Source organism: Streptomyces sp. NPDC044106 (assembly GCF_056433985.1).
The window spans coordinates 391,596-417,802 of sequence record NZ_JBWKFZ010000003.1; the positions used below are offsets into that span (position 1 = coordinate 391,596).

At 73.4% G+C, this 26,207-nt stretch carries 20 protein-coding genes; 6 read left to right on the forward strand and 14 right to left on the reverse strand.

Features of this window, described 5'->3' with window-relative positions:
• Positions 1–46 precede the first annotated feature (46 nt).
• The 3 genes from AC07DI_RS06900 (at position 47) to AC07DI_RS06910 (ending at position 4,293) form a co-directional block, all read left to right on the forward strand.
• Positions 47–823: an ABC transporter ATP-binding protein gene (locus AC07DI_RS06900; RefSeq protein WP_478902697.1), complete on the forward strand. Its 777-nt coding sequence runs from the start codon at positions 47–49 to the stop codon at positions 821–823.
• Positions 820–2,454: a transporter gene (locus tag AC07DI_RS06905; protein ID WP_478902699.1), complete on the forward strand. Its 1,635-nt coding sequence runs from the start codon at positions 820–822 to the stop codon at positions 2,452–2,454. The genes AC07DI_RS06900 and AC07DI_RS06905 overlap by 4 nt, the downstream gene beginning before the upstream one ends.
• A gap of 462 nt (positions 2,455–2,916) precedes the next feature.
• Positions 2,917–4,293 (forward strand): PAS domain-containing protein, encoded by a 1,377-nt coding sequence (locus AC07DI_RS06910; protein WP_478902700.1) that lies wholly within the window; start codon positions 2,917–2,919, stop codon positions 4,291–4,293.
• Positions 4,294–4,611: 318 nt separating this feature from the next.
• Here the strand turns inward: AC07DI_RS06910 and AC07DI_RS06915 are convergent, their stop codons facing one another.
• Positions 4,612–5,376, reverse strand: coding sequence for an SIS domain-containing protein (locus AC07DI_RS06915; protein WP_384253714.1), 765 nt, complete (start codon positions 5,374–5,376; stop codon positions 4,612–4,614).
• A 150-nt stretch (positions 5,377–5,526) separates the two neighbouring features.
• Here AC07DI_RS06915 and AC07DI_RS06920 point away from each other — a divergent pair, with 150 nt between their 5' ends.
• Both AC07DI_RS06920 and AC07DI_RS06925 read left to right on the forward strand, forming a co-directional pair.
• A complete protein-coding gene (locus AC07DI_RS06920) occupies positions 5,527–6,219 on the forward strand; it encodes an iron-dependent transcriptional repressor DtxR (protein WP_384253717.1) in 693 nt (230 codons plus the stop codon).
• Between the two features lie 672 nt (positions 6,220–6,891).
• On the forward strand, positions 6,892–7,758 hold the full coding sequence (locus AC07DI_RS06925) for an alpha/beta fold hydrolase (RefSeq protein ID WP_384253718.1): 867 nt from the start codon (positions 6,892–6,894) through the stop codon (positions 7,756–7,758).
• A 61-nt stretch (positions 7,759–7,819) separates the two neighbouring features.
• Here AC07DI_RS06925 and pdxH read toward each other — a convergent pair whose 3' ends face one another.
• A complete protein-coding gene (gene pdxH, locus AC07DI_RS06930) occupies positions 7,820–8,509 on the reverse strand; it encodes a pyridoxamine 5'-phosphate oxidase (RefSeq protein WP_478902703.1) in 690 nt (229 codons plus the stop codon).
• Between the two features lie 345 nt (positions 8,510–8,854).
• On the opposite strand from pdxH, the gene AC07DI_RS06935 reads away from it, so the two are divergent.
• Positions 8,855–9,955: a citrate synthase 2 gene (locus AC07DI_RS06935; RefSeq protein ID WP_384253723.1), complete on the forward strand. Its 1,101-nt coding sequence runs from the start codon at positions 8,855–8,857 to the stop codon at positions 9,953–9,955.
• A gap of 138 nt (positions 9,956–10,093) precedes the next feature.
• On the opposite strand, the gene AC07DI_RS06940 is transcribed toward AC07DI_RS06935, so the two are convergent.
• The 12 genes from AC07DI_RS06940 to AC07DI_RS06995 all read right to left on the reverse strand — a co-directional run bounded on the left by AC07DI_RS06940 (position 10,094) and on the right by AC07DI_RS06995 (position 26,004).
• On the reverse strand, positions 10,094–10,699 hold the full coding sequence (locus tag AC07DI_RS06940) for a peptidase inhibitor family I36 protein (RefSeq protein WP_478902705.1): 606 nt from the start codon (positions 10,697–10,699) through the stop codon (positions 10,094–10,096).
• A gap of 132 nt (positions 10,700–10,831) precedes the next feature.
• Positions 10,832–11,464, reverse strand: coding sequence for a TetR/AcrR family transcriptional regulator (locus AC07DI_RS06945; protein WP_389612100.1), 633 nt, complete (start codon positions 11,462–11,464; stop codon positions 10,832–10,834).
• The gene (locus tag AC07DI_RS06950; RefSeq protein WP_478902707.1) at positions 11,452–12,186 is read right to left on the reverse strand and encodes an enoyl-CoA hydratase family protein; all 735 of its coding nucleotides are present in this window, start codon (positions 12,184–12,186) and stop codon (positions 11,452–11,454) included. Before AC07DI_RS06950 ends, AC07DI_RS06945 begins: the two co-directional genes overlap by 13 nt.
• Before the next feature lie 40 nt (positions 12,187–12,226).
• Entirely contained in the window at positions 12,227–13,441 is a 1,215-nt protein-coding gene (locus AC07DI_RS06955) for an acyl-CoA dehydrogenase family protein (RefSeq protein ID WP_384257001.1), read from the reverse strand.
• The gene (locus tag AC07DI_RS06960) at positions 13,438–15,306 is read right to left on the reverse strand and encodes an acetyl/propionyl/methylcrotonyl-CoA carboxylase subunit alpha (RefSeq protein WP_478902710.1); all 1,869 of its coding nucleotides are present in this window, start codon (positions 15,304–15,306) and stop codon (positions 13,438–13,440) included. Before AC07DI_RS06960 ends, AC07DI_RS06955 begins: the two co-directional genes overlap by 4 nt.
• Positions 15,307–15,353: 47 nt before the next feature.
• Complete coding sequence (locus tag AC07DI_RS06965; RefSeq protein WP_478902712.1) at positions 15,354–16,958, reverse strand: acyl-CoA carboxylase subunit beta; 1,605 nt, start codon at positions 16,956–16,958, stop codon at positions 15,354–15,356.
• On the reverse strand, positions 16,955–18,670 hold the full coding sequence (locus AC07DI_RS06970) for an acyclic terpene utilization AtuA family protein (protein ID WP_478902714.1): 1,716 nt from the start codon (positions 18,668–18,670) through the stop codon (positions 16,955–16,957). The genes AC07DI_RS06965 and AC07DI_RS06970 overlap by 4 nt, the downstream gene beginning before the upstream one ends.
• Positions 18,667–19,464 (reverse strand): TIGR03084 family metal-binding protein, encoded by a 798-nt coding sequence (locus AC07DI_RS06975; RefSeq protein WP_478902715.1) that lies wholly within the window; start codon positions 19,462–19,464, stop codon positions 18,667–18,669. Before AC07DI_RS06975 ends, AC07DI_RS06970 begins: the two co-directional genes overlap by 4 nt.
• Positions 19,465–19,638: 174 nt before the next feature.
• Positions 19,639–20,664, reverse strand: a complete 1,026-nt coding sequence (locus tag AC07DI_RS06980) for an EamA family transporter (RefSeq protein ID WP_384257022.1) — start codon at positions 20,662–20,664, stop codon at positions 19,639–19,641.
• A gap of 248 nt (positions 20,665–20,912) precedes the next feature.
• Complete coding sequence (locus AC07DI_RS06985; RefSeq protein ID WP_478902717.1) at positions 20,913–21,836, reverse strand: C40 family peptidase; 924 nt, start codon at positions 21,834–21,836, stop codon at positions 20,913–20,915.
• Positions 21,837–21,893: 57 nt separating this feature from the next.
• On the reverse strand, positions 21,894–22,901 hold the full coding sequence (locus AC07DI_RS06990; RefSeq protein ID WP_478902718.1) for an SPFH domain-containing protein: 1,008 nt from the start codon (positions 22,899–22,901) through the stop codon (positions 21,894–21,896).
• A gap of 355 nt (positions 22,902–23,256) precedes the next feature.
• A complete protein-coding gene (locus tag AC07DI_RS06995) occupies positions 23,257–26,004 on the reverse strand; it encodes an FAD-binding and (Fe-S)-binding domain-containing protein (protein ID WP_478902858.1) in 2,748 nt (915 codons plus the stop codon).
• Between the last annotated feature and the right edge of the window lie 203 nt (positions 26,005–26,207).

Genomic DNA, 26,207 nt, shown 5'->3' on the forward strand with positions numbered 1-26,207 from the left:
GTCGTCGTATCGTGCAAACACGGGCGAAACGGCGAAGGGCGGCACGGTGAGCGAAGCGGTGGCGGTACGGGTCCAGGGTCTCTGGAAGCAGTTCGGCGAGCAGATCGCCGTGGCCGGGATCGATCTGACGCTCCCCGCGGGCCAGTTCATCGGCCTGGTCGGGCCCAACGGCGCGGGCAAGACCACCACTCTCTCCATGGTCACCGGACTGCTCAGACCGGACCGGGGCACCGTCGAGGTCGCCGGGCACGACGTGTGGCGCGACCCCGTCGCGGTCAAGGCCCGCATCGGCGTGCTCCCCGAGGGCCTGCGCCTCTTCGAGCGGCTCTCGGGGCGCGAACTCCTCGCGTACACCGGCAGGCTGCGCGGCCTGCCCGGCGCCGAGGTCGACAAGCGCGCCACCCAGCTCCTCGACGTCCTCGACCTCGCGGGCGCCCAGCACAAGCTCGTCGTCGACTACTCCACCGGCATGCGCAAGAAGGTGGGCCTCGCCGCCGCGCTGCTCCACAACCCCGAAGTCCTCTTCCTCGACGAGCCCTTCGAGGGCGTCGACCCGGTCTCCGCGCAGATCATCCGCGGCGTCCTGGAGCGCTACACCGCCTCCGGCGCCACCGTCGTCTTCTCCTCGCACGTCATGGAGCTCGTCGAGTCGCTCTGCGACTGGGTCGCGGTACTGGCCGCGGGACGCATCCGCGCGCACGGCACGCTCGCCGAGGTGCGGGGCGCGGCGCCCTCGTTGCAGCAGGCGTTCCTCGAACTCGTCGGGGCGGGCGGGCGTGACGCGGGCTCGCACCTCGACTGGCTCGGCGGCGGCGCCCGATGACCGCGCACCTGCCCACCCGGACCGGCCCCGCCCCGGCCGCCCCCGCGACGGGCGCCACTCCCGTCCTCGTACGCCTGAAGCTGTCCCTCCTGCGCAACGGCCTGCGCCAGTCGGCGGGCCGCCGCGCCGCCTACATCGCGTCGGCCGTCGTCGCCCTGCTCTGCGCCGCCCTCCAGCTCCTCGGCCTCATCGCGCTGCGCGGCGACGCACACGCCGCCACCGTCTGCGTCCTGCTCGTCGGCGTGCTCGCCCTCGGCTGGGCGGTCATGCCGCTCTTCTTCCCCAGCGGCGACGAGACCCTCGACCCGACCCGCCTGGTCATGCTGCCGCTGCGGCCACGCCCCCTCGTGCGGGCGCTGCTCGTGGCCTCCCTCGTGGGCATCGGGCCGCTCTTCACGCTGACCCTCGCGGCCGGCGCGGCGGTCGCGCTCGCGCACGGCGCGGCGGCGGCCGTCACCGGCGTCCTCGCGGTCGCCCTCACCCTCCTGATCTGCGTGGCACTGGCCCGCGCGGTCGCCGCCGCCAACATCCGCCTCCTCACCAGCCGCAAGGGCCGCGACCTCGCCGTCCTGAGCGGCCTGTTCATCGCGGTCGGCGCGCAGGTCGTGAACTTCGGCGCGCAGCGGCTCGGTTCGTCCGGGCTCTCCACGCTGGACCCGGCGGCGGACATCGTCCGCTGGCTCCCGCCGGCCGCCGCGCTCGGCGCGGTGGACTCGGTGAGCGACGGCTCGTACGCGCGGGGCGCCGCCCAGCTCGTCCTGTCCGCCGGGGCCCTGGCGGCCCTCCTCGCCCTCTGGCAGCGCAGCCTGACCCGCCTGATGACGACGCCGGACGGCTCCACGCTCGCGGCGGCAGCACCGGACAAGGGCGCGTCCCGCGGCCGGGGCGCGCTCGCCGGCCTGCTCCCCGCGGGCCGCACCGGCACCGTCATGGAGCGCAGCCTGCGCTACGTCTGGCGGGACCCGAAGACCAAGGCGGCCTGGGTGACGTCCCTGGCCATCGGCCTGATCGTGCCGCTCTTCAACGCCCTTCAGGGCTCCGGATCCGTCTACTTGGCGTGCTTCGCGGCGGGCATGCTCGGCGTCCTGATGTACAACCAGTTCGGCCAGGACACCTCGGCCTTCTGGACGGTGGCGATGACCATTTCGTCGAAGCGCGACGCGTACGTCGAACTGCGCGGCCGGGCCCTGGCGCTCCTCGTCATCACCCTCCCCTACGCCACCCTGGTCACCGCCCTGACGACCGCGGTGCTCGGCGACTGGCCCGCCCTGCCCGAGGTACTCGGCCTCTCCTTCGCGCTGCTCGGCGCGATGCTGGCCACCGGCGCCTGGTCCTCGGCCCGCTTCCCCTATTCGATCCCGCAGGAGGGCTACAAGAACGTGGCCCCCGGGCAGGCGGGGCTCGCCTGGATCGGCGTCTTCGGCGGCATGGTCGCGGCGGCCCTGCTGTGCGCCCCGGTCCTGGCCCTCGCGATCTGGCTGCACGCCTCGGGCACGGCCTCCTGGAGCTGGCTCCTGCTCCCGCTGGGCGCGGCGTACGGGGCGCTCGTCACGGAGCTGGGCCTGCGGTCGGCGGCCCCGCGGCTCGCCGGGCGCCTGCCGGAGATCCTCACGGCGGTGAGCAAGGGCTGAGAGCCTGTGGGCACATGCGTCGTCTGCGTCGTCGTACTGGGGAACGCAGGCGACCCGCGAGCCGTGGTTCCTGCCGCGCCGGGCGAGCCGGGCGGAGGAAGCCGGCCGGACGTACCGGCGGCTCGCGGGTCGGGTGACTGCTTGGGAATAGGGCCGGCTGCACGCACATCACACGTGCTGGTCCGGCGCCGAATTCGAGTTGCGACGACGGGCCGCTAGCCCGCAGCCACCTCACGCGTCCGGGTTTCATACATCTGCCGAACCACCTCCCTTCGTGTGTACACGCCACCCTAGGAACCGCCCCGCGGGCCGCACAACCGAATTTCGCACGCAACGATTTCTTTCCAACTTCGGGGAACTACCTGTGGGGTGCGTCACGTTCCAGTTGAATGATCTGGACGTGCGGTGCCGGCGGTTCGCGCGGCGCACGAGGACGAGGACACGGCCTGTAGGGGGTTCCAGGTGAGTGCTTCGCGGCAGAGCGGAACTACTGACGAACTGGGTCCTGAAGAGCCCGAGCCCGGCGGAGCCGAGTTGCTCGCGGCCCTGCTCGACGGGATGGACGCGGCGTTGTGCGCGTTCGACACCGACGGTGTCGTGACGCACTGGAACCGCGAGGCGGAGCGGATCCTCGGCTGGTCGGCGGCGGAGGCCGTCGGGCGGCGGGGGTTCACCGGCTGGGCGGTGCGGACGGCGGACGCCGGGGACGTCGAGGAGCGGCTGCTCGCGGCGATGGACGCGCCGGGGCGGCAGGTGCACGAGTTCGCGTTGGTGACGAAGGCCGGCGGGCGGGTGCTCGTACGGATGCAGTCGGCGGCCGTACGCGGCGGTGACGGCAAGTCCGCGGGGATGTACTGCGCCTTCAGCGAGGTCCACGCGCAGATCGACCTGGAGCGCTCCATCGCGCTGAGCGAGGCGCTCTTCGAGAACGCCTCGTGGGGCGTCGTCCTCGTCGACGCGGACCTGCGCCCCGCGGTGGTGAACGAACATGCGGCCCGTGCCTTCGGAGTGGGCCGCACCGCCGTCCTCGGACGCCCGCTGGCCGATCTGCTCGGGCAGGGCGTCGAGGAGCTGGAGAGCGCGCTGACCCACGTACTGGCCGAGGGCACGCCGCCCGCGCCCGCCGAGATGTGGGTGACGGTGCGGTCCGCTGCCGGCCAGGAGGAGGGCGCCGAGCGGCGCTGCTGGCGCAGCGGCTTCCTGCGGCTGGCCTCACCGCTCGCCGAGGAGCCGGTGCCGCTGGGGGTCGGCTGGCTCTTCATGGACGTGACGGAGGCCAGGCAGACCGAGCAGGTGGCCTCGCAGCTGCGCTTCCGCTCCCAGCAGCTGCACCGGGCGGCGCGGGCCACCGCCGAGTGCGAGGACCCCATGGAGGCCGCCACGGTCCAGCTGGACTTCGCGCTCGCCGGATTCGCCGACCACGCCCTGGTGGACCTGCTGGCGAACGAGAATCCGGTACGCCTGGTGCGGGTGGCCGCGACGCCCGCGGGCCCGCCTGGCCCGTGCCTGCCGGTCGCCATGGCGGGCATCCCGGTGCGCTACCCCGAGGGCCACCCCGCACCGCAGTGCGTCGCCCGCACCGGTTCGGTGCGGGCCAGCGCGGGGGCGGGCGCCTCACCGGAGCGGGTACGGGAGTGGGCGGCGGCCCGGCAGTGGCCCGAGGACTCGGTGCACGCCCTGTGCGTGGTGCTGCGCAGCCGGGGCCGGACACTGGGCGTGGCGACGTTCCTGCGGGGGTCGGGCCGGGGGCAGTTCGACGGGGGCGACGCGGCGTACGCGGAGAGTGTGGCGTCGCGGGTGGGAGCGTCCCTCGACCTGGCGCAGGCACTGGGCCACTGAAGGGGCAGGACGGGGGGGCGATCCCACCGAACACCGTCCCGCACCTACCCGCGCCCCCCAGGGGCGCGGGGAACTGCGCACCCAACCACACGAGACCCGCAGCCAACGACACCAGACCAGCCCCCCCAAGGGGCGCGGGGAACTGCGCACCCAGCCACGTGAAACCCGAGACCGACGGCACGGGATCAGCCCCCCCCAGGGGCGCGGGGAACTGCGCACCCAGCCACGTGAGACCCGAGACCGACGGCACGGGATCAGCCCCCCCAGGGGCGCGGGGAACTGCGCACGAAACCCGCAGCCGCCAGCACCGGCCCCGGATCAGTGCCGGTAAAAGATCCGATCCCCGTACTCCTGGAAGACGCGCCCGTTCCAGTCGTGACCGCCATCCACGTTCCCCGAACGCAGCAACGGCGGCCGAATGCCGCGCGCGGCGAGCCGCTCGACGGCGGCGGCCGTCACGGCCTGCATCAGCGCGTTGGTGACGACGCTGGAGGCAGGCCCGAACGGCGCATCGACGCCGTCCAGACTCAGCTCGGCGTCGCCGACCCCGATCTTGGAGTCGATCACCACGTCGCAGTGGTCCTTCAGGAAGGTGCCCGAGACGTGCCGCGACCTGGTCTCGGACGCGTACGCCACCGAGGTCACGCCGATGACCTTCAGGCCGAGGGCACGGGCGTTCATGGCCATCTCCACCGGAAGCGAGTTGCGGCCGGAGAGCGAGACGATCATGAGTACGTCGTCGGGGCGGGCCGGCGAGGAGTCGAGGACGGCGCCCGCGAGGCCGTCGACCCGCTCCAGGGCGGAGCCCAGCGTGGCGGGCATGACGTCGACGCCGACGACGCCGGGGACGGCGAGGAGGTTGATGAGGGCGAGCCCGCCCGCGCGGTAGACGACGTCCTGCGCGGCGAGCGAGGAGTGCCCGGCGCCGAAGGCGAAGAGACGGCCGCCGGACTCGACCGCGTCGGCGAGCAGGGTGCCCGCCTCCGCGACGTTCCCGGCCTCCTCGTCGCGGACCCGCTGCAGCAGGCCGATCGCGGCATCGAAATACTGACCTGCCAACTTGCTCTCGCTCTTCGAGCTCATTCGCATCACGTTGCGGTCTGGACCAGCGCCGTGTCAACACCGTCGGAGGCCGGTCCCGGCCGGGAATTCAACCGGCGCGGCACGGTTGTCAGTGGTATGCGTCAGAATTGAGGGCAGGGCCAGCGCACGAGCGAATTCTGAGGGGCACCCATGTCGGGGCTGATTGACACCACTGAGATGTATTTGCGCACCATCCTCGAGCTGGAGGAGGAAGGTGTGGTCCCCATGCGCGCCCGGATCGCGGAGCGGCTGGACCAGAGCGGACCGACGGTGAGCCAGACCGTGGCGCGGATGGAGCGCGACGGCCTGGTGGCGGTCGCCAGCGACCGCCACCTGGAGCTCACCGAGGAGGGCCGCCGCCTGGCCACCCGCGTGATGCGCAAGCACCGCCTCGCGGAGTGCCTGCTCGTCGACGTGATCGGTCTTGAGTGGGAGCAGGTGCACGCCGAGGCCTGCCGCTGGGAGCACGTGATGAGCGAGGCCGTGGAGCGCCGCGTCCTTGAGCTCCTGCGCCACCCGACCGAGTCGCCGTACGGCAACCCGATCCCGGGCCTCGAGGAGCTGGGCGAGAAGGACGGCGCGGACCCGTTCCTGGACGAGGGCATGGTCTCCCTGACGGAGCTCGACCCGGGCGCCGAGGGCAAGACGGTCGTGGTGCGCCGCATCGGCGAGCCGATCCAGACGGACGCCCAGCTGATGTACACGCTGCGGCGGGCCGGTGTGCAACCGGGCTCCGTGGTGAGTGTGACGGAGTCGGCGGGCGGCGTCCTTGTGGGGAGCAGCGGCGAGGCCGCGGAGCTCACCACGGAGGTCGCGTCGCACGTGTTCGTCGCCAAGCGCTGACCGGTCCGCGGCTTCCCGGCGGCGTACGTCCCGGCGGCGTACGTCCCCGGCCGCGGGGCCGTCCGCCGGGGCGCGCGCGAGGCCCGTCGGCGGGGATTCCGGTCCCGCCGGTGGGCCACTGTCAACTCCCGTTGCCGAAGGGGAAGTTGACGAGGCTTCACGATCTCCATGAGATCTTGCGGAATCCAAGATTCAGTGTACGGAATCGCAGCGGCCGAGCGTTTTGCGTGCGAGGCTGTCGCGAGAGGCATATGACCTGAGGGCTCTTGACCGTGTCGGCGCCAGGTCTGGCCGCACGGCCGGAGAGGGGGCTGGAGGATGTGCCGCTCTGAGCGTGAACGCCCGCCCGGCGAGCGCCTGCGTGCGCCCGGCCACCGGCGGGAACAAGGCGAGGGCCCCGGCGCCCGAAGGCGCCGGGGCCTGTCCTCCCCTGCACTGACCCGGAGCCCCGAGCTCTCAGGGTCATTCCCCTCGGACCGATTTCCCCGAGCGGTCCGCCTCCCGATGAAGATCTCCCCTCGGCCGCGCCGGTCAATCCTTGAGCGTGGTCACCCGAACGAGGGGTGTTATCGGCGAACCGGTCACTTTCGAAAGAGAGTTCGATAACGTGCGGGGGCGTGGAGCAGGGCCAGGCGTGGATCCCGAGCGGAACTCAGGGGGGTGCCAGGAATCATGGTGCGGCGCATCGACGTGACGGGCACGGGTGGCGTACGCCTCGCCGCCTGGGAGTACGCCGATCCTCCCAAGCTCAGGGAGGCCGAGGGAGCGCCCGGCGGGGTGCTGTTACTGCACGGCCTGATGGGCCGCGCCTCGCACTGGGCGGGCACGGCCCGCTGGCTGGCCGAGCGGCACCGGGCGGTCGCCCTCGACCAGCGCGGCCACGGCAGGAGCGAGAAGCCCGCCGACGGCCCCTACACCCGCGACGCCTACGTGGACGACGCCGAGGCCGCCCTCGTCCAGCTGGACCTCGCGCCCGCCGTCCTCATCGGCCACTCCATGGGGGCGCTCACCGCCTGGCAGCTCGCCGCGCGCCGCCCCGACCTCGTCCGGGGCCTGATCGTCTGCGACATGCGGGCCTCCGCGCTCGGGGCGGCCTCGCAGCGCGAGTGGGAGGGCTGGTTCAAGTCCTGGCCCGTGCCGTTCGCGACGCTCGCCGACGTACGGAAGTGGTTCGGCGAGGACGACCCCTGGGTGGAGCGCCCCAACCCCGCGCGCGGCGAGTTCTTCGCCGAGGTGATGACGGAGGGCACGGACGGCTGGCGTCCCGTCTTCGACCGCGCGCAGATGCTCGAGTCCCGCGAGACGTGGGTGCACGACGCGCACTGGGAGGAGCTGATCCAGGTCCGCTGCCCCACGCTCGTCGTGCGCGGCCAGGACGGTGAGCTCGGCCGGGCGGAGTCCCAGGAGATGGTCCGCGTACTGCCCCGCGGGGAGTACGCGGAGGTGGCCGATGCGGGGCACCTTGTGCACTATGACCAGCCGGAGGCGTGGCGCGCCGCGATCGAACCGTTCCTGGACGGGGTCCTGGCGGGGTCCTGACGGAGTCCTGACGGGTCTGGGCGCGGTGGGGCGCTCGGCGATCGCGGGGTGCCGTTCCCCTTCACGGGCTCAGGCGTTCCACCCGCCAGCCCCGCCCCTCCTCCGTCCGTACATACCGCAGGCGGTCGTGGAGGCGGTCCGTTCTGCCCTGCCAGAATTCCACCGTCAGGGGGCGTACGCGGAAGCCGCCCCAGTGCGGAGGGACCGGGACCTGTTCGCCCTCGGGGTAGCGGGCGGCCAAGTCGGCGTAGGCGCGGTCGAGTTCCGCACGGGAGCCGAGTACGGAGGACTGGGCGCTGGCCCAGGCGCCGAGCTGGGAGCCGTGCGGGCGGGTGCGGAAGTAGGCGACCGTCTCCTCGCGGCGGACGCGTTCCGCGCGGCCGGAGACGATCACCTGGCGGGCCACGGCGTGCCAGGGGAACAGCAGCGAGACGTACGGGTTGGCGGCGAGTTCACGGGCCTTTCGGGAGTCGTAGTTGGTGAAGAAGACGAAGCCCCGCTCGTCGAAGCCCTTCAGGAGCACGGTCCGGGAGCTGGGCCTGCCCTCCGCGTCGGCCGTGGCGACGACCATGGCGTTCGGCTCGTGGACAGCGGCCCTGTCGCGCGCCGCCTCCTTGAACCAGAGCGCGAACTGTTCCATCGGCCCGTCGGGCAGCTCGGCCTCGGCGAGCCCCGCGGTGACGTACTGCTCGCGCATGTCGGCCGGCTCGGGCAGGGGTTCGGGCGGAAAGGCGGCGCTGGCGTCGGTCACACAGTCATCCTGCCGTATCCGGGACGGGCCCGGCGGCGGGGCCGGGGCCGCGGCGGCGCCGTGCCGACCGGAGAGGTGACGTGTGGCACTGAGTGCCGCATCACATCGCCAAAGGTGGCACCAAGGGATATCGTCCTGCTGCCGAATCGGTTGGGTGACCACCAGCCTCACTGGGCATCACCGGAGTGAACGTTCCGGACCGCGAGTCGTCGTATCCGCCGAACATTGGCGGATCGGACCGCGTAACCGGGCCGTGTCCGCCCACTTCTGACCGATGGTCATGAGCTGATCGCCCTTGCCTCACTCGAAAACCATCATGTCGAACCCATCACGAGGAGCCGCCTGATGTCCGACTTCGTACCCGGACTTGAAGGAGTCGTCGCGTTCGAGACGGAGATCGCCGAACCGGACAAGGAAGGGGGCGCGCTGCGCTACCGCGGTGTCGACATCGAGGATCTGGTCGGCCACGTCTCCTTCGGGAACGTGTGGGGCCTGCTCGTCGACGGCGCCTTCAACCCCGGTCTGCCGCCCGCCGAGCCCTTCCCGATCCCGGTGCACTCCGGCGACATCCGCGTCGACGTCCAGTCCGCGCTCGCCATGCTCGCCCCCGTCTGGGGCCTGCGCCCGCTGCTCGACATCAGCGAGGAGCAGGCCCGCGAGGACCTGGCGCGGGCCGCCGTCATGGCCCTCTCCTACGTCGCCCAGTCGGCCCGCGGGCAGGGCCTGCCGATGGTGCCGCAGCGGGAGATCGACAAGGCGGGCACGGTCGTCGAGCGCTTCATGAAGCGGTGGCGCGGGGAGCCCGACCCCAAGCACGTCAAGGCCGTCGACGCGTACTGGACGTCGGCCGCCGAGCACGGCATGAACGCCTCCACCTTCACCGCCCGCGTCATCGCCTCCACCGGCGCGGACGTGGCGGCGGCGCTCAGCGGCGCGGTCGGCGCGATGTCGGGGCCGCTGCACGGCGGCGCCCCCTCCCGGGTCCTCGGCATGATCGAGGAGATCGAGCGGACGGGCGACGCGGTCGCGTACGTGAAGCAGGCGCTGGACAAGGGCGAGCGGCTGATGGGCTTCGGGCACCGGGTGTACCGGGCCGAGGACCCGCGGGCGCGCGTGCTCCGGCGCACCGCGCGTGAACTGGGGGCGCCGCGCTTCGAGGTCGCCGAGGCGCTGGAGAAGGCGGCCCTCGACGAGTTGCACGCGCGCCGCCCGGACCGCGTCCTCGCCACCAACGTGGAGTTCTGGGCGGCGATCGTCCTGGACTTCGCCGAGGTGCCGGCGCACATGTTCACGTCGATGTTCACCTGCGCGCGTACGGCCGGCTGGTCGGCGCACATCCTTGAGCAGAAGCGGACGGGACGCCTCGTGCGGCCTTCGGCGCGGTATGTGGGGCCGGGCTCGCGCAGCCCCCGGGACATCGAGGGGTTCGCTGACATCGCGGGCTGAGGTCCGCGCGTCGTACGTCCGTCCGTACGTACGCATGGCACGGCGCCCCCGGCCCTCTCGGACCGGGGGCGCCGCTGTGTGGACTTGTGGAGCTGTGTGGACTTGTGGAGCTGTGTGGAGCTACGGGACCGGGCAGCCCTAGCCGCAGGGGATCACGTAGCGGACGGGGTTCCAGTCGCCGTGGGCGTCCGAGCTGTACGCCCGCGGGGTCTTGTAGACCAGAGTGCCGCTGGGGCTGTACATCCGGGCCCGGCGGCTCTCCACGTTGCGGGTCTGGTCGTTGACCCAGGAACCGCCGCTGCCCCAGGTGGACACGTAGTACTTCGTGTTGCACTGGCGCATCTTGATGATGCTGCCCTGGAAGTTGTCCCTCTGGTAGCCGCAGAAGTTCCCGGACACGCCCGGCACGCCCAGGCACGGGTCGGCGGCGAGGCGCGTTCCGTCGCCCGAGGCGAAGTCGCGCGGGTGGGCCTCGCCCGGCAGGGCCACGAGGACCTCGCCCTTGCCCTTGAGGTCGATCTTGTTGAGCGCGACCTGGGTCCCGCCCATCTTCTTCAGATAGCCGTCCACCTCCGTCTGCAGCGCCGTGGTCTGCGCACTGGTCAGGTGCGCGGACCGGGCCTGCTGGGCGAAGGACGGGGCCGTCGGCGCCCCCGGTCCCGCCTCGGCCGTGGCCACGGCCGTGCCGAGCATGAGCAACCCGCCTGCCGCCGCGATGGCGACACGGCCCTTGGTGACTGCCATGTGTTTCCCCCTGGTTCTTCGCGGTTCTGCGTTGGATCCGCCGCCCTTCGCGACGCACTTAGAAGGTCCCAGGAGGCTCAATTCAGTTCATCAACCGTGGAGTTGAGAAGCCGTAAACCCTCGCGGTAGACGCTAGGGTTGACGACCGCCGCGGCCCAGCGCGCCGTCCAGGATCGCCGTCCACTGCGCCACCACCCGCTCCCGCCGCGCCCCGTCGTCCGTGAGGAGATTGGCGAGGCCGAGGCCCCGCGCCATGTCAAGGAAGCCCTGGATCGTCTCGCGGGCGCCGGGGACCGATTCGTCCGCGCCGAGGAGCTCCACCGCCATACGGTGCGTCTCGCGGCCCACCCGGGACTCCAGCTCCCGCACCCGCTCGGAGAGTTGCGGCTCGTTCGAGGCCGCCACCCACAGGTGGAGGGCCGCGCGGAAGAGCGGGCCGGTGTAGAGGCCGACCAGGGCCGCGACCGCCGCGGCGCGGTCCTGCGCGGGGAGTGCGCGCAGGGCCGTGGAGCGCTGCTCGGCGACGTACTCCACCGCCGCCGTGAACAGGTCCTCCCGGGTCGGGAAGTGGTGCTGGGCCGCGCCCCGCGAGACACCCGCCCGCTCGGCGACCACCGAGACCGTCGAGCCCGCCCAGCCGTGTTCGGCGAGGCAGGACACGGCGGCCTCCAGGAGTTTCTGCCGGGTCGCCCGGCTGCGGTCCTGCTTGGGCGAGCGGGCCGGGACCTCACCGGGGCCCCGGTCCGCGGCGGTCACAGCACCCATGGGCGCTCCCGTCGTTCGAGGAACGCCGCCATGCCCTCGCGCGCCTCGGCGGAGCCGAAGAGGCGCGCGGACAGGGCCGTGACGGCGTCCGAGTAGGTGTCGAATGCGTCGAGCACCTTAGCCGTGAGCAGCTTCTTCGTCTCGGCCAGGGCGTGCGGCGCCGCCGCGCGGAGCCCGTCGAGCAGCGGTTCGAGTGCGGCGTCGACGTCGGCCGCGTACGCCGTGATCAGGCCGATCCGGGCCGCCTCCGCCGCGTCGAAGCGCTCCCCGGTGAGGAGGTGGCGGGACGCGGCGCTCGGGTCGAGGCGGGGCAGGAGGGGCAGGGAGATCACGGCGGGGGCGACGCCGATGCGCACCTCCGTGAACGCGAACGAAGCGGCGGGGCCCGCCACCGCCAGGTCGCAGGCGCCGAGCAGCCCGAGGCCGCCCGCCCGCACATGGCCGTCCACCCGGGCGACGACCGGTTTCGGCAGCTCCACGATCTGCCGCAGCAGCCGTACGAACTCCGCCGGGTCGGGCGGCGCCTTCAGGTCGGCGCCCGAGCAGAACGTCGTCCCGGTGTGGGTGAGCAGGACGGCGCGGACGGCGGTGTCCTCGCCGAGGCCGCGCAGGGCCTGTGAGAGGGCGCCCACCAGCTCCGCCGAGAGCGCGTTGCGGCGCTCGGGGAAGTCCAGGGTGACGGTGGTGACGCCGCGCAGCGGGGAGGAGACGACGAGACTCATGGCGGGGCTCCTCAGCGGATCGGGGTCAGCGGGATCGGGGTCAGTAGGACTTGGGCAGGCCCAGCGTCTGGTGCGAGAGGTAGTTGAGGATCATCTCCCGGCTCACCGGCGCGATCCGTGCCACGCGGGACGCCACGATCAGCGAGGCGAGGCCGAACTCCTTCGTCAGGCCGTTGCCGCCGAGGGTGTGCACGGCCTGGTCGACGGCCTTCACACAGGCGTCGGCGGCGGCGAGCTTGGCCATGTTGGCGGCCTCACCCGCGCCGATGTCGTCGCCCTCGTCGTAGAGCCGGGCGGCCTTCTGCATCATCAGGCGGGCCAGTTCGATCTCGACGTGGGACTGGGCGAGGGGGTGCGCGATGGCCTGGTGGGCGCCGATCGGGGACTTCCAGACGCTGCGCTCCTTGGCGTACTCGACGGCGCGGGACAGCGCGTACCGCCCCATGCCGAGCGCGAACGCGGCGGTCATGATGCGCTCGGGGTTGAGTCCCGCGAAGAGCTGGAGCAAGCCCGCGTCCTCGTCGCCGACGAGCGCGTCCGCGGGCAGCCGCACGTCGTCGAGGACCAGCTCGAACTGCTTCTCCGCCGCCTGGAGCTCCATGTCGATCTGCCGCCGCCCGAAGCCGGGCGCGTCGCGCGGGACGATGAACAGGCACGGCTTGAGGTTGCCGGTTCGCGCGTCGGAGGTGCGGCCGACGATGAGGGTCGCGTCGGCGATGTCGACGCCGGAGATGAAGACCTTGCGGCCGGTCAGCAGCCAGTCGCCGGTGTCCGGGTCGCGGCGGGCGGTGGTGGTGATGCGGTGGGAGTTGGAGCCCGCGTCCGGTTCGGTGATCCCGAAGGCCATGGTGCGCGAGCCGTCGGCGAGGCCGGGCAGCCAGGCCCGCTTCTGCTCCTCGGTGCCGAAGCGGGCGATGACCGTGCCGCAGATCGCGGGCGAGACCACCATCATCAGCAGCGGGCAGCCGGCCGCGCCCAGCTCTTCGAGCACGATGGAGAGTTCGGCGATCCCGCCGCCCCCGCCCCCGTACTCCTCGGGCAGGTTGACGCCCAGGTAGCCGAGCTTGGCGGCATCCGCCCACAGCTCGTCCGGGTGGCCCCCGGCGGCGGCGACGCGGGCCAGGTAGTCGCGGCCGTACCGGCGGCCGAGCGCGGCGACGGCGGTGCGCAGCGCCCGGTGCTCCTCCGTTTCGAGAACGCCGCCGCGAGGGGGGCTGCCGACAGTGCTGCGAGACGTGCTGCGAGCGGTGCTCATGAGGCTTCTTCCTCCTGGACGACGGCGAGCAGCGCGCCGACCTCGACCTGGCGGCCGGGCGCGGCGTGCAGGGCGGTGAGCGTTCCGGAGGCGGGGGAGCAGATGCGGTGCTCCATCTTCATGGCCTCCAGCCAGACGAGGGGCTGCCCGGCCGTGACCTGCTGCCCCTCGGTGACCCCCTCGGCGACGCGGACGACGGTGCCGGGCATCGGGGCGAGCAGCGAGCCGGGCGCGCGGCGGACGGTGGGTTCGGGGAGCAGCGGGAGCGGCGTGAGGGCGGTGTCGCCCCGGGAGGTGCCGACGTGGATCCGGTCCGCGTACCGCGTGATCGTGTACGTCCGCCGTACGCCGTCGATGTCGAGTACGACGCGTCCGGCCGCCACGCTCACCACGCTCACGCCCTCCGCCGCGAGGCCCTGCCGGGTGTGGTCGTAGCGCACCTCGTGCTCGGCGCCGTCGGGCTCGGTGCGGTACCGCTTAAGGTGGGCCTGTGAGCGGAGGTTGCGCCAGCCGCCGTAGCGCGAGCGGCCGTGCGCGTCGGCGAGTGCGGCGGCCAGCGGGGCGTGCGGGTCCGGCGCCGCGGACGTGAGGGCGGTGAGGTGCCGGTCGTAGAAGCCGGTGTCCATCCGGGCCTCGGTGAACTCGGGGTGGCGCAGGGAGCGTACGAGCAGGTCGCGGTTGGTGACCGGGCCGTGCACGGCGGCGCGCTCCAGGGCGCCCGCCAGTTTGCGCAGGGCCTCGGCGCGGGTCGGCGCGTGGGCGACGGCCTTGGCGATCATCGCGTCGTAGTGCACGCCGATGGTGTCGCCCGCCGTGTATCCGGTGTCCAGGCGTATGCCGCCGGGGACGTCGAGGCGATGCAGGGTGCCGGTCTGCGGGGCCCAGTCGGCCGCCGGGTCCTCGGCGTAGAGGCGCGCCTCTACGGCGTGCCCGTGGGCGGGCGGCGGCTCCTTCTCCAGGGCGAGCCCCTCGGCGATCCGGAGCTGGAGCGCCACCAGATCTACGCCGAACACGGCCTCGGTGACGGGGTGTTCGACCTGGAGGCGGGTGTTCATCTCCAGGAAGTGCGCCCGCCCTCCGGCGACCAGGAACTCGACGGTGCCCGCGCCGCGGTAGTCGGTGACGCGGGCGGCGCGCACGGCCTGCGCATGCAGCTCGGCGACCAGCTCCGGGACGAGGCCGGGCGCCGGGGACTCCTCGACGACCTTCTGGTGGCGGCGCTGCAGCGAGCAGTCGCGGGTGCCCAGCGGCCATACGGTGCCGTGCGCGTCGGCCATGATCTGCACCTCGACGTGCCGCCCGCCCTCGACGTACGGCTCGACGAACACCTCCCCGTCACCGAAGGCACTGGCGGCCTCGGACCGGGCGGCCTCCAACTCGCCGGCCAGCTCCCCCAGTTCACGTACGACGCGCATGCCGCGCCCGCCGCCGCCCGCCGCCGCCTTCACCAGGACCGGCAGGTCGGCCTCGGTGACCTCGCCGAGCGGCGCGACGCCCATCAGCTCCTTGGCGCGCGTCTTGGAGGCCATCGCCTCGATCGCCCCGGGCGGCGGGCCGACCCAGACCAGGCCCGCGGCCAGGACGGCCCGCGCGAAGTCGGCGTTCTCGGAGAGGAAGCCGTAGCCGGGGTGGACGGCGTCGGCGCCCGCGGCCTGCGCGGCCTTCACGACGAGGTCGCCGCGCAGGTACGTGTCCGAGGGCGCGGCCCCCGGCAGCCGTACCGCCGTGTCGGCCTCGCGCACGTGCAGGGCGTCCGCGTCGGCGTCGGAGTACACGGCGACCGTGGCGATGCCGAGCTCGCGGCAGGTGCGGAAGACGCGGCAGGCGATCTCGCCCCGGTTGGCGACCAACAGGGAAGCAATCATGGGCAGTTCCTCACCACAGTGGTCATGGGGTCGCATCGGTCATGGGGTCACATCCGGAAGACGCCGAAGCCGCCGCGCGCGCCCTCGTAGGGGGCGGTGTGGATCGCGGACAGGCAGAGGCCGAGGACGGTGCGGGTGTCGCGGGGGTCGATGACCCCGTCGTCGTAGAGCCGCCCGGAGAGGAACATCGGCAGCGACTCGGCCTCGATCTGCTGCTCCACCATGGCGCGCAGCCCCGCGTCGGCCTCGTCGTCGTAGGGCTGCCCCTTGGCGGCGGCGGAGGCGCGGGCGACGATCGACAGGACGCCCGCGAGCTGCTGCGGGCCCATGACGGCGGATTTGGCGCTCGGCCAGGCGAAGAGGAAGCGGGGGTCGTAGGCCCGTCCGCACATGCCGTAGTGCCCGGCCCCGTACGAGGCGCCCATGAGGACGGAGAGGTGCGGCACCTTCGAGTTGCTGACCGCGTTGATCATCATCGCGCCGTGTTTGATGATGCCGCCCTGCTCGTACTCCTTGCCGACCATGTAGCCGGTGGTGTTGTGCAGGAAGAGGAGCGGGATGTCGCGCTGGTTGGCCAGCTGGATGAACTGGGCGGCCTTCTGCGACTCCTCGCTGAAGAGCACGCCCTGCGCGTTGGCGAGGATGCCGACCGGATAGCCGTGCAGGGCGGCCCACCCGGTGACGAGCGAGGTGCCGTAGAGCGGCTTGAACTCGTCGAAGTCGGAGCCGTCGACGATGCGGGCGACGACCTCGCGCGGGTCGAAGGGCTTCTTCAGGTCGCCGGGGACGATGCCGAGCAGCTCGTCCTCGTCGTACTCGGGCGGCGCGACGGCGAGCGGGTCCGGGTCGGCGTACGCCTTGTGCCAGTTGAGGCGGGCGACGACGCGGCGGGCCTGGCGCAGCGCGTCCCGTTCGTCGTCGGCGAGGTAGTCGGCGAGGCCGGAGGTGCGGGCGTGCATCTCGGCGCCGCCGAGCGACTCGTCGTCGCTCTCCTCGCCGGTCGCCATCTTCACCAGGGGCGGGCCGCCGAGGAAGACCTTCGCCCGCTCCTTGACCATAATCACGTGGTCGCTCATGCCGGGCACGTAGGCGCCGCCCGCGGTGGAGTTCCCGAAGACGACGGCGATGGTCGGGATCCCGGCCGCCGAGGACTGCGTGAGGTGCTTGAAGAGGGCGCCGCCCGGGATGAAGATCTCCTTCTGGGAGGGCAGGTCGGCGCCGCCGGACTCGACGAGGTGGATGGACGGCAGCCGGTTGGCATGCCCGATCTCGTGGGCGCGGAAGGCCTTCTTCAGCGTCCAGGGGTTGGAGGCGCCGCCCCGGACGGTGGGGTCGTTGGCGGTGATCAGGCACTCGACGCCCTCGACGACGCCGATGCCGGTGACCATGGAGGCGCCGACGGGGTAGTCGCTGCCCCAGGCGGCCAGCGGGGACAGCTCAAGGAACGGCGTGTCCGGGTCGAGGAGCAGCTCGATCCGCTCGCGGGCGAGCAACTTGCCGCGCTTGTGGTGCCGTTGGACGTACTTCTCCCCTCCCCCTTCGAGCGCCTTGGCCTGCTCGGTGCCGAGCTCGGCGAGCCGGTCGAGCATGGCCCGGCGGTGCTCGGCGTACTCGGCGCTCGCGGGGTCGAGCGCGGAGGCGAGGACGGTCACAGCAGTACCTCCGGTATGTCCAGGTGGCGGGCGCGCAGCCACTCGCCGACCCCCTTGGCCTGCGGGTCGAAGCGGGCCTGTGCGGCCACGCCCTCGCCGAGCAGTCCCTCGACGACGAAGTTCAGGGCGCGCAGGTTCGGCAGGTCGTGCCGCACGACGTTCAAGCCGACGGTTTCCGGCAGGAGTTGGCGGAACCGGTCGACGGTCAGCTCGTGGGCCAGCCACCGCCACGCGTCGTCGGAGCGCACCCACACGCCGACGTTCGCGTCGCCGCCCTTGTCGCCGCTGCGGGCCCCGGCGACGAGGCCGAGGGGCGCGCGGCGGGTGGGGCCCGGCGGGAGCGGGGCGGGCAGCGGGGGCCGGGGCGGGTCTTCGAGTACGCGGGTGTCGGCGCCCGGCGCGATGGGCGTGCGTTCGCCGCCGGGCAGGACGGCCACGTGCTCGACGGTGTCACGGTCGACGTACGCCGCCTCGAAGACCCCGTAGGGCGAACCCCTGCCGGGCGGCGCGGTCACGTGGAAGCCGGGGTAGCCGGCGAGGGCCAGCTCGATGGCGGCGCCGCTGAGCGTGCGGCCGACCGCGTCCGCGTCGCTGTCGCGCACGACGAGGCGGAGCAGCGCGGCGGCGCCCTCCTCGGTGGGGGCGTCGGGCCTGTCGGTGCGGGCCAGCTCCCAACGCACGTGTGCCGGGCGGGACTTGGCCCGCCCCATGGCGTCCTCGATCTGCGCGCGGACGAGCTCGGCCTTGGCCTCGATGTCGAGCCCCGTGAGCACGAAGACGACTTCGTTGCGGAAGCCGCCGAGACGGTTGAGGCCCGCCTTGAGGGTGGGGGGCGGCGCCTCGCCGCGCACGCCGTCGATACGGACGCGGTCGGGGCCTTCCTGGGTGAGGACGACGGTGTCGAGGCGGGCGGTGACGTCGGGGCCCGCGTACCGGGCGCCCTGCGTCTCGTAGAGGAGCTGCGCGGTCACCGTGCCGACGTCGACGAAGCCGCCGGTGCCGTCGTGCTTGGTGATGACGGACGAGCCGTCCTGGTGGATCTCGGCGAGCGGATAGCCGGGGTGGCGCAGGGCGCCGAGCCCGTCCGGCCCCTTCATCCTCTCGGCGAAGAAGGCGTAGTTGCCGCCGGTGGCCTGCGCTCCGCACTCCAGGACGTGCCCGGCGACGACGGCGCCCGCGAGCGCGTCGTACGCGTCGGGGGCCCAGCCGAAGTGCGCGGCGGCGGGGCCCGTGACCAGGGCGGCGTCGGTGACGCGCCCGGTGACGACGACGTCGGCGCCCGCGTTCAGGCAGGCGGCGATTCCGGCGCCGCCGAGGTAGGCGTTGGCGGTGAGGGCGCCGGGGAAGCGGGCGCCGAGGTCGTCGCCCTCGACGTGCGCGACCTTGATCCCACCGAGCCCGAGCCGCCCGGCCAGCTCCCGCACGGCGCCGGCCAGCCCGGCCGGGTTGAGGCCGCCCGCGTTGGCGACGATGCGCACGCCCCGCTCCCGCGCGAGCCCGAGACACTCCTCCAGCTGCCGCAGGAAGGTCTTGGCGTAACCGCGTGCGGGGTCCTTCAGCCGGTCGCGGCCGAGGATGAGCATGGTCAGCTCGGCGAGGTAGTCACCGGTGAGGACGTCGAGGGGACCGCCGGTGAGCATCTCGCGCATCGCGTCGAACCGGTCACCGTAGAAGCCGGAGGCGTTGCCGATACGGAGGGCGGACACCGTCATGCGGCACCTCCCCTCGGCGCGCGCCCGGTGCCTGGTGGGCCCGCGAACGCCTGCGCGATGTTCAGCCAGCGGTCGGCGTCGGGGCCCTCGGCGTGCAGGGCGAGGTCGGCGCGGTGGGCTCGCTGGGTGACCAGCAGGCAGAAGTCGAGGGCTGGGCCCGTGACGCGTTGGGGGGCGCCTTCGGGGCCGTACGTCCAGGTCTCCCCCGTACCGGGCGCGGTCAGCTCCACCCGGAACTCCTCGCCGGGCGCGCTCAAGCCCCGTACCGCGAAGGCGAAGTCCCGTGCCCGCACCCCGATCCGCGCCACGTGCCGCAACCGTCCGGTCGCCGTCCGCCGCACGCCGAGCGCGTCCGCCACGTCCTGGCCGTGCGCCCAGGTCTCCATGAGCCGCGCCGACGCCATGGAGGGGACGGCCATGGGTGGCCCGTACCAGGGCAGACGGGTGCCCGCGGGGGCCTCGCCCAGGGCCTGCGACAGCGCGTCGCGCCCGGCGCGCCAGCGGGTCAGCAGCTCGGCGGGCGGCAGTGCGGCGCCTTCCTCGGCGCCCTCGTCCACGAACGAGTCCGGTGCCGCGGCCGCCTTCTCGACCTCGACGGCGAAGGCTCCCGGATCGGTGGCGGCGAGCAGCGCCGCCCGGTCCGTCCAGGTCAGGTGCGCGATCTGGTGGGCGACGCTCCAGCCGGGCGCGGGCGTCGCCAGGGCCCACGCCTCCGCGCTCAGCTCCGCGACGACACGGTCGAGTTCCTCGCTCTCCTCGCGCAGGTCGTCGAGCACAGGCAGGGCATCGGACATGGAACGCTCCCCTCGGGGCACGACTGGGTCCCCCCGCTCGCAGGAAGCCGAGAGCTCGGGGAGTGCCTGGGAGCATGGCAGCGCTCGCAGAAACAAGCAAGCGTGCTTGCATTACTTTCCGGACGAGTCCGCGGGCGGTTCGACCGGAGTGTCGGTGACCGGTCGAACCCGGCGCTACCGGCCGGCCGAGCCCCCGGCGGCCGAGGCGGTGACCGTACTCGCTTCCACAGCCGTACCCGCAGCCGGACCGGCCACAGCCCCCGTCACCGCTTCCCCGCCCGCACGGCCCCCGCCCGACCGGTCCCCCCGGCGCCCCACCTGCGACCGCACCGCCCCCATGCTCGCCGCGATGACCAGGGCGATGGCCAGCGCCTCGGTGACCGACAGGGCCTGACTCAGGACGAGGAACCCGGCGACGGACGCGATGGCCGGTTCCAGGCTCATCAGGATGGCGAAGGTGTGCGCGGGCAGCCGCCGCAGCGCGAGGAGTTCGAGGGTGTACGGCAGCACGGACGACAGCACCGCGACCGCCGCGCCCAGCGCCAGTGTGCCCGGCTCGACCAGCTTCGTCCCGGAGACGGTGACGCCGAGCGGCAGGAACAGGACCGCCGCGACGACCATCGCGAGGGCGAGCCCGTCGGCCTGCGGGAAGCGCCGTCCGGTGCGCGCGCTGAAGAGGATGTACGTCGCCCACATCGCGCCCGCGCCGAGGGCGTAGGCGACACCGACCGGGTCGAGGCCGTCGAAACCACCCCCGCCGCCGAGCAGGAAGACACCGCAGAGCGCGAGCCCCGCCCAGATCAGGTTCACGGCGCGGCGCGAGGCCAGGACGGAGAGCGCGAGCGGCCCGAGGACCTCCAGCGTGACGGCGGGGCCCATCGGGATGCGGGCGACGGACTGGTAGAAGAGGCCGTTCATCGCGGCCATCGCCGCGCCGAAGGCGACGACCGTGCCCCAGTCGGCACGCGAATGCCCGCGCACCTTCGGGCGGCACACGGCGAGCAGCACGAGCGCGGCGAAGACGAGCCGCAGCGTCACGATGCCGACCGCGCCGACCCTCGGCATCACGCTCACGGCGACCGCGCCGCCGAACTGCACGGAGATCCCGCCCGCGAGGACGAGCCCGACGGGACCGAGGGAGCCGAGGGAGCGGAAACGGCCGCCGAGGCCCGGCTGCCGCGCCCCTTGCCCCGTCGCCAGCGAGTCCTTCGCCGGGACCTTCGCCGGGGCCGGGGCGGGCGGGGCCGTGACGGGAGCCGGAGCCGCCGCCTGATCGCTGCGGGAGACGTTCACGGGCAAGCCTTTCCTGGTGCGTCTCCGCACCCCCCAGGGGTTCACTGTCCTGGACTCCACCGTCCACAGCCGGGCACTCGGACAGGATTGTGAGGCCCTTTCACTCCTGTACGCAACCCACGTCCATATGCCGACGTCACGGCGCCGGACGCGCCCTAGCGGACCCGCCCGTACAAGTTCGGGTTGTACTGGCTGAAGGACGAGACGCGGACGTTCCTGCCCGGCCGCGGCGCCTCCAGGTACTGGCCGCCGCCCAGGTAGATCGCCACATGGTGGATGCCGGACGCGCTCCCGTCGCCGCTCCAGAACACCAGGTCGCCGCGGCGCAGCTCACTCCGTGAGATGGGCCGGCCTGCGCGGTACTGGGCGTCGGCCACCCGCGGCAGGGAGATGCCCGCCTGCCGGTAGGCGGCCATCACCAGACCCGAGCAGTCCCAGCCGCGCGGGCCGTTGCCGCCCCATACGTAGGGGTCGCCGAGGTGGCTCATGGCGTACGAGATGGCCGCCTCGGTGCCGTGCCTGCGAGGGATGCCGGTGGTCGACGGCGTACGGGAGCCGGTGCCGTGGGACGTGCCACGGTTCGTGCCGTGCGGCTTGTCCGACCGGCCCGTGCGGCGCTCGTACTTGTCCCGGTGGCTCGTCCAGTACCAGTGGCCCGCCTTCCGGTACCAGTACACGCGGTCGGTGGCGTCCCAGCCCGGCCGGCCACGGAAAGTGGGCTCGGCGGGGGCGGAGGCGGTCCGGCGTCGGCCGGGGGACGTGGCCTTCCCCGGTGAGGTCACGGCCCCCTTGCCGCTCCGCGCCAGGTACTTGGCGTGGTGCGAGGTCCAGCGCCACCAGCCGGAGGCGTCCTTGTACATGTACTTGGATCCGTCCCAGCCCGCGTGGCTCGGCGCGGGTTCGGCCGACGCGGTGCCGGTCGCGGCGCCCACGAGGACGGCCGCGCCGACGGCGGCCACCACGGCGCCGCGCACGCCGCCGCACCGCTGCTGTTCCGCGGGCCCCGCGGTCGCCGCCGCGCAGTGTCCGCAGGCGCAGTCGGCGGGTACCTCTTCGGTGAAACGGGTCGGTGTCTGCACGTCGTCCCTCCGTCTTGCTCTGCTCTTCTCTTGCTCTTCCGCTTCCTCGCGTACGGCTCAGGGCGTGTCGACGGTGTTGCCGCGCGCCGTGTAGAAGGCCACCGTCAAGTCCTTGACCAGCGCCTTGCGTTCGTAGTCGTCGAGTGTGACGAGTCCTCGTACGGTGAGTCTGCGGACCGTGTCGTCCACCGCGTCGAGCACCGACGTCAGCACGGCGTCCCGGTTCCGGGCGTCGAGAGCGACGATCTGCCGACGGTGCATCGCCGCGGCCACCTCGGGCGCGTACTCCACGCGAAGCGGCCGGGCCGAGAACACCTCGATGCCGACGGCCCCGCACTCCACCGCCAGCGCCGCAGTGAGCGCGTCGCCGACCGCCTCGGTGTCCCGCAGGGTCGGCACGTCGTCGGCGGGCTCGCCGAACGAGTCGGCGGGCAGCCGGGACGCCACGCGCGTGGTCACCGCCTCCACCTGCTCCCGCAGGTACGCGGTGTGGTCGTCGACCGCGAGGAGCGCCCGCGCCGCGTCCTTGACCTGCCACACCACCAGGACGACCACGCGCAGCGGCACGCCCTGCGCGTCGACGGCGGGCATCGGCTCGCTGCGCCAGTGCCGCAGCCGTACGTCGACGCGGCGGCGCAGCATCAGCGGGCTGATCCACACGAGTCCGGTGCGGCGCACGGTGCCCCGGTACCGGCCGAAGAGCGACAACGTCCACGCGGTGCCGACCCGCCCCCGGGTGAGCCCGCCGAGCGCGAGGAGGACGAGGGCGCCGCAGCCGCCGACGGCCGCCCCGCGCGCCGCGTCGAGTCCCTGCCGGGGCCTTTCGGGCAGCCGCAACGTCTCGGTGAGCCGGTCGGGCAGGAGCCCGCAGGACCAGATCTCCGCGCCCGCCCCGACCACGGCGAGCACCACCACGAGCACCGCCCACCACCCGGAGCAGGCGGGCCCGCGCCGCTCCCTCAGCTCCCGGTCGGCCCGGGGCGCGGCATTCCTCCGCCGCTCCGGCCCGGCGCCCCGGAGCTCGTCCTCCCGACGGCCACCCGCATCCGCACCCGCACGCTGCAACGGATCTTCACCTTCCCGACCGCCGCCCTCGCACCTCCGCAGCGACTTCGGTGGTTTCGGTGGTTTCAGTGGTTTCGGTGGTTTCGGTGATTTCGATGGTTTCGGTGGTTCGGCCGTGTCGCCACGGAACAGCGTGTCCATCCGTATGGAGTCGTAGTGATTGCGCACGACGGGTCCGCGTGGAGCGGCGGCGGTGTCCTTCCCGGCCGTCTCGCCGGGGACTTCCGGCTCCTTCGGCGATACAGGGCCCTTCGGGATCTCCGGCACGACCGCACACCCGACTTCTCGCGTCGACAGATGATCAAGAACCATCCCGATCCTGCCGGAAACGGACACCCGTCCCCACCCGCAAAGGTCACCTGGGCCGGGGACTTTGGTCCCGGTGCGCCGGGAGCAGGCGGGAGCCAAGCCCTTCCGCCAGCACCTCCGCCAAGTGCCGCCCCCGCACCCCCGCCAACTGCTCCAGCTGGGTCCGGCAGGAGAAGCCGTCGGCCAGCACCACCGCTTCGCCGTCGGCCGCCGCCACCGACGGCAGCAGCTGCTCCTGCGCGCAGGCCTTCGAGACGTCGTAATGGCCGCGTTCAAAACCGAAGTTCCCGGCGAGTCCGCAGCAGCCGCCGCTCAGTTCGCCCGTCAGTCCTGCCTTGTCCCGCAGTCGCCGCTCCGCCGCGTCGCCGAGGACCGCGTGCTGGTGGCAGTGGGTCTGGCCGACGGCGCTCCGGCCGATGTGCGGCGGACGCCAACCGGGGGCCAGCTCCTCCAGGGCCTGGGCGAAGGTGCGGACCGCCGCGCCGAGCCGGGCCGCGCGCGGGTCGTCGCCGAGCAGTTCGGCGAGGTCCGCCCTGAGGGCCGCGGCGCAGCTCGGCTCCAGGACGACCACCGGGATCCCGGCGTCGAGCAGCGGCTCCATCCGGTCCAGGGTGGCGCGCAGCACGGTGCGGGCGCGGTCGAGCTGGCCCGTCGAGACGTACGTAAGACCGCAGCAGACTCCGCGCGGCGGCACAGTGACCGTGAGCCCGGCGGCTTCGAGGACCGCCACCGCGGCCCGTCCCACCGCCGGCGAGAGGTGGTCGGTGAAGGTGTCGGGCCAGAGCACGGCGTGGGGAGCGCCCCCTGCGCGCGGCCTGCCGCGCCACCACTGCCGGAACGTGCGCGGAGCCAGCCGCGGCACCGCCCGCTCCGCCGCGATCCCGCCCATCCGCTTGCCGAGCGCCACCAGCGGGCCGACCCGGGCGAGGGCGTTGACGAGCCGGGCGGTGCGCGTCGCCGCGACGGCCCGCAGCCAGCGCGGCAGGCGGCCCATCGTGTAGTGGGCGGCGGGCCTGCGGCGGCCCCGGTAGTGATGGTGCAGGAACTCCGCCTTGTACGTGGCCATGTCGACGCCCACCGGGCAGTCCGAGCGGCAGCCCTTGCAGGACAGGCAGAGGTCGAGGGCGTCCTTGACCTCGGTGGAGCGCCAGCCGTCCGTCACGACCTCACCGGCGAGCATCTCGTGCAGCAGGCGGGCGCGCCCGCGCGTGGAGTGCTCCTCCTCGCCGGTGACGCGGTAGGACGGGCACATCACGCCGGTGGGCGAAGCGGGGCTCGCCGTACGGCACTTGGCCACGCCCACGCAGCGCCGTACCGCCGCCGTGAAGTCGCCGCCGTCGTGCGGGTAGCCGAAGACGACGTCGACGGGCTCGCGCGGCAGGGGCGCGAACCGCAGGTCGGCGTCGAGGGGCGCGGGCCGCACCAGCATGCCCGGGTTGAGCAGCCCCGCCGGGTCCCAGACGTCCTTCACGCGCCCGAAGAGGCCGACGAGTTCGGGTCCGTACATCTTCGGCAGGAGTTCCGCGCGGGCCTGCCCGTCGCCGTGCTCGCCGGAGAGCGAGCCGCCGTGGGCGACGACCACGTCGGCGAGGTCTTCGGAGAAGCGGCGGAATCCGGCGATGCCCGCGGGGGTGAGCAGATCGAAGTCGATGCGCACGTGGATGCAGCCGTCACCGAAGTGCCCGTACGGAGTGCCGCGCAGGCCGTGGTCGGTGAGCAGCTTCCTGAAGTCCCGCAGGTAGGCGCCGAGGCGGGCGGGCGGCACCGCGCAGTCCTCCCAGCCGGGCCACGCCTCCGAGCCGTCCGGCATACGGGTCGCCGTGCCGCTGGCGTCCTCCCGCACCCGCCACAGCGCGCGCTGCCCCGCCGGATCGTCGACGACCAGGGCGTCCACGGTGTCCCCCGCGGCGGCCCGCACGATCGTGTCGGCACGCGCGCGTGCCTGCGCCGGGCTCTCGCCGCCGGTCTCCACGAAGAGCCAGGCGCCGCCCCTGGGCAGGCCGTTCGCCCCCCTCACCAGGTCGGCCGCCATGCCTTCGACCGTGAGCGGGCCGTGCGGGAGGAGGCCCGCCGCCGCTTCGGCCGCCGCGCTCTCGTCCGCGTACCCGAGCACGGCGAGCGCCCGCGCGCGGGGTGCCTCGACGAGGCGTACGACCGCTTCGGTGAGGACGCCGAGCGTGCCCTCCGAGCCGCAGAAGGCGCGCGCGAGGTCCGTGCCGTGTTCGGGGAGCAGCGCGTCCAGGGCGTATCCGGAGATGCGGCGCGGCAGTTCGGGGAAGCCGGTGCGCAGAAGCGCCAGGTCACCGTCCACGAGGGCGCGCAGTCCTTCGGGGGCGCCGTCCCAGCCGCGGGCGAGATGGCGGCGCTCGCCCGAACCGTCGACCACGGAGAGGGCGTGCACGTTGTCGGCGGTCGTGCCCCAGGCCACCGAGTGCGAGCCGCAGGAGTTGTTGCCGATCATGCCGCCGAGGGTGCAGCGGCTGTGCGTGGAGGGGTCGGGACCGAAGGTGAGTCCGTGCGGGGCCGCGGCGGCGCGCAGGTCGTCGAGGACGACGCCCGGCTGGACGACGGCCGTGCGCGTCCCGGGGTCGAGGGAGACGACGCGGTTCATGTGCCGGGTGAGGTCGAGGACGACGCCGACTCCCGTGGCCTGTCCGGCGATCGAGGTGCCCGCGCCGCGCGGTACGAGCGGAAGGCCGCGTTCCCGGCACACCGCGAGGGCCGCCGCCACGTCGTCGGCGTCGCGCGGGGCCACGACGGCGGCGGGCACGCGGCGGTAGTTGGAGGCGTCCATGGTGTGCAGGGCGCGGGCGGTGACGGAGAGGTCGACGGCGCCGCGTACGGCGGCGCGGAGGTCGCGGGCGAGGGCTTCGGGGTCGGCGTGGGCTTGGGCGTGCCGCCGGTCTGCGCGGGGGCGGGTTCGGGTGCGGCCGGAGCCGCTGGGGCTGCTGGAGCCAACGGAGCCGCCGGTACCGCCGGAGTCACCGGAGCTGCTGG

What these genes read in the sequence shown, in the direction of transcription:
- AC07DI_RS06905 (WP_478902699.1), top strand. Translation starts at nt 820, where the DNA reads ATGACCGCGCACCTGCCCACCCGGACCGGCCCCGCCCCGGCCGCCCCC.
- AC07DI_RS06915 (WP_384253714.1), bottom strand. Translation starts at nt 5,376, where the DNA reads ATGAGCTCGAAGAGCGAGAGCAAGTTGGCAGGTCAGTATTTCGATGCC.
- AC07DI_RS06920 (WP_384253717.1), top strand. Translation starts at nt 5,527, where the DNA reads ATGTCGGGGCTGATTGACACCACTGAGATGTATTTGCGCACCATCCTC.
- AC07DI_RS06925 (WP_384253718.1), top strand. Translation starts at nt 6,892, where the DNA reads ATGGTGCGGCGCATCGACGTGACGGGCACGGGTGGCGTACGCCTCGCC.
- AC07DI_RS06935 (WP_384253723.1), top strand. Translation starts at nt 8,855, where the DNA reads ATGTCCGACTTCGTACCCGGACTTGAAGGAGTCGTCGCGTTCGAGACG.
- AC07DI_RS06940 (WP_478902705.1), bottom strand. Translation starts at nt 10,699, where the DNA reads ATGGCAGTCACCAAGGGCCGTGTCGCCATCGCGGCGGCAGGCGGGTTG.
- AC07DI_RS06945 (WP_389612100.1), bottom strand. Translation starts at nt 11,464, where the DNA reads ATGGGTGCTGTGACCGCCGCGGACCGGGGCCCCGGTGAGGTCCCGGCC.
- AC07DI_RS06950 (WP_478902707.1), bottom strand. Translation starts at nt 12,186, where the DNA reads ATGAGTCTCGTCGTCTCCTCCCCGCTGCGCGGCGTCACCACCGTCACC.
- AC07DI_RS06955 (WP_384257001.1), bottom strand. Translation starts at nt 13,441, where the DNA reads ATGAGCACCGCTCGCAGCACGTCTCGCAGCACTGTCGGCAGCCCCCCT.
- AC07DI_RS06960 (WP_478902710.1), bottom strand. Translation starts at nt 15,306, where the DNA reads ATGATTGCTTCCCTGTTGGTCGCCAACCGGGGCGAGATCGCCTGCCGC.
- AC07DI_RS06970 (WP_478902714.1), bottom strand. Translation starts at nt 18,670, where the DNA reads ATGACGGTGTCCGCCCTCCGTATCGGCAACGCCTCCGGCTTCTACGGT.
- AC07DI_RS06975 (WP_478902715.1), bottom strand. Translation starts at nt 19,464, where the DNA reads ATGTCCGATGCCCTGCCTGTGCTCGACGACCTGCGCGAGGAGAGCGAG.
- AC07DI_RS06995 (WP_478902858.1), bottom strand. Translation starts at nt 26,004, where the DNA reads ATGGACGCCTCCAACTACCGCCGCGTGCCCGCCGCCGTCGTGGCCCCG.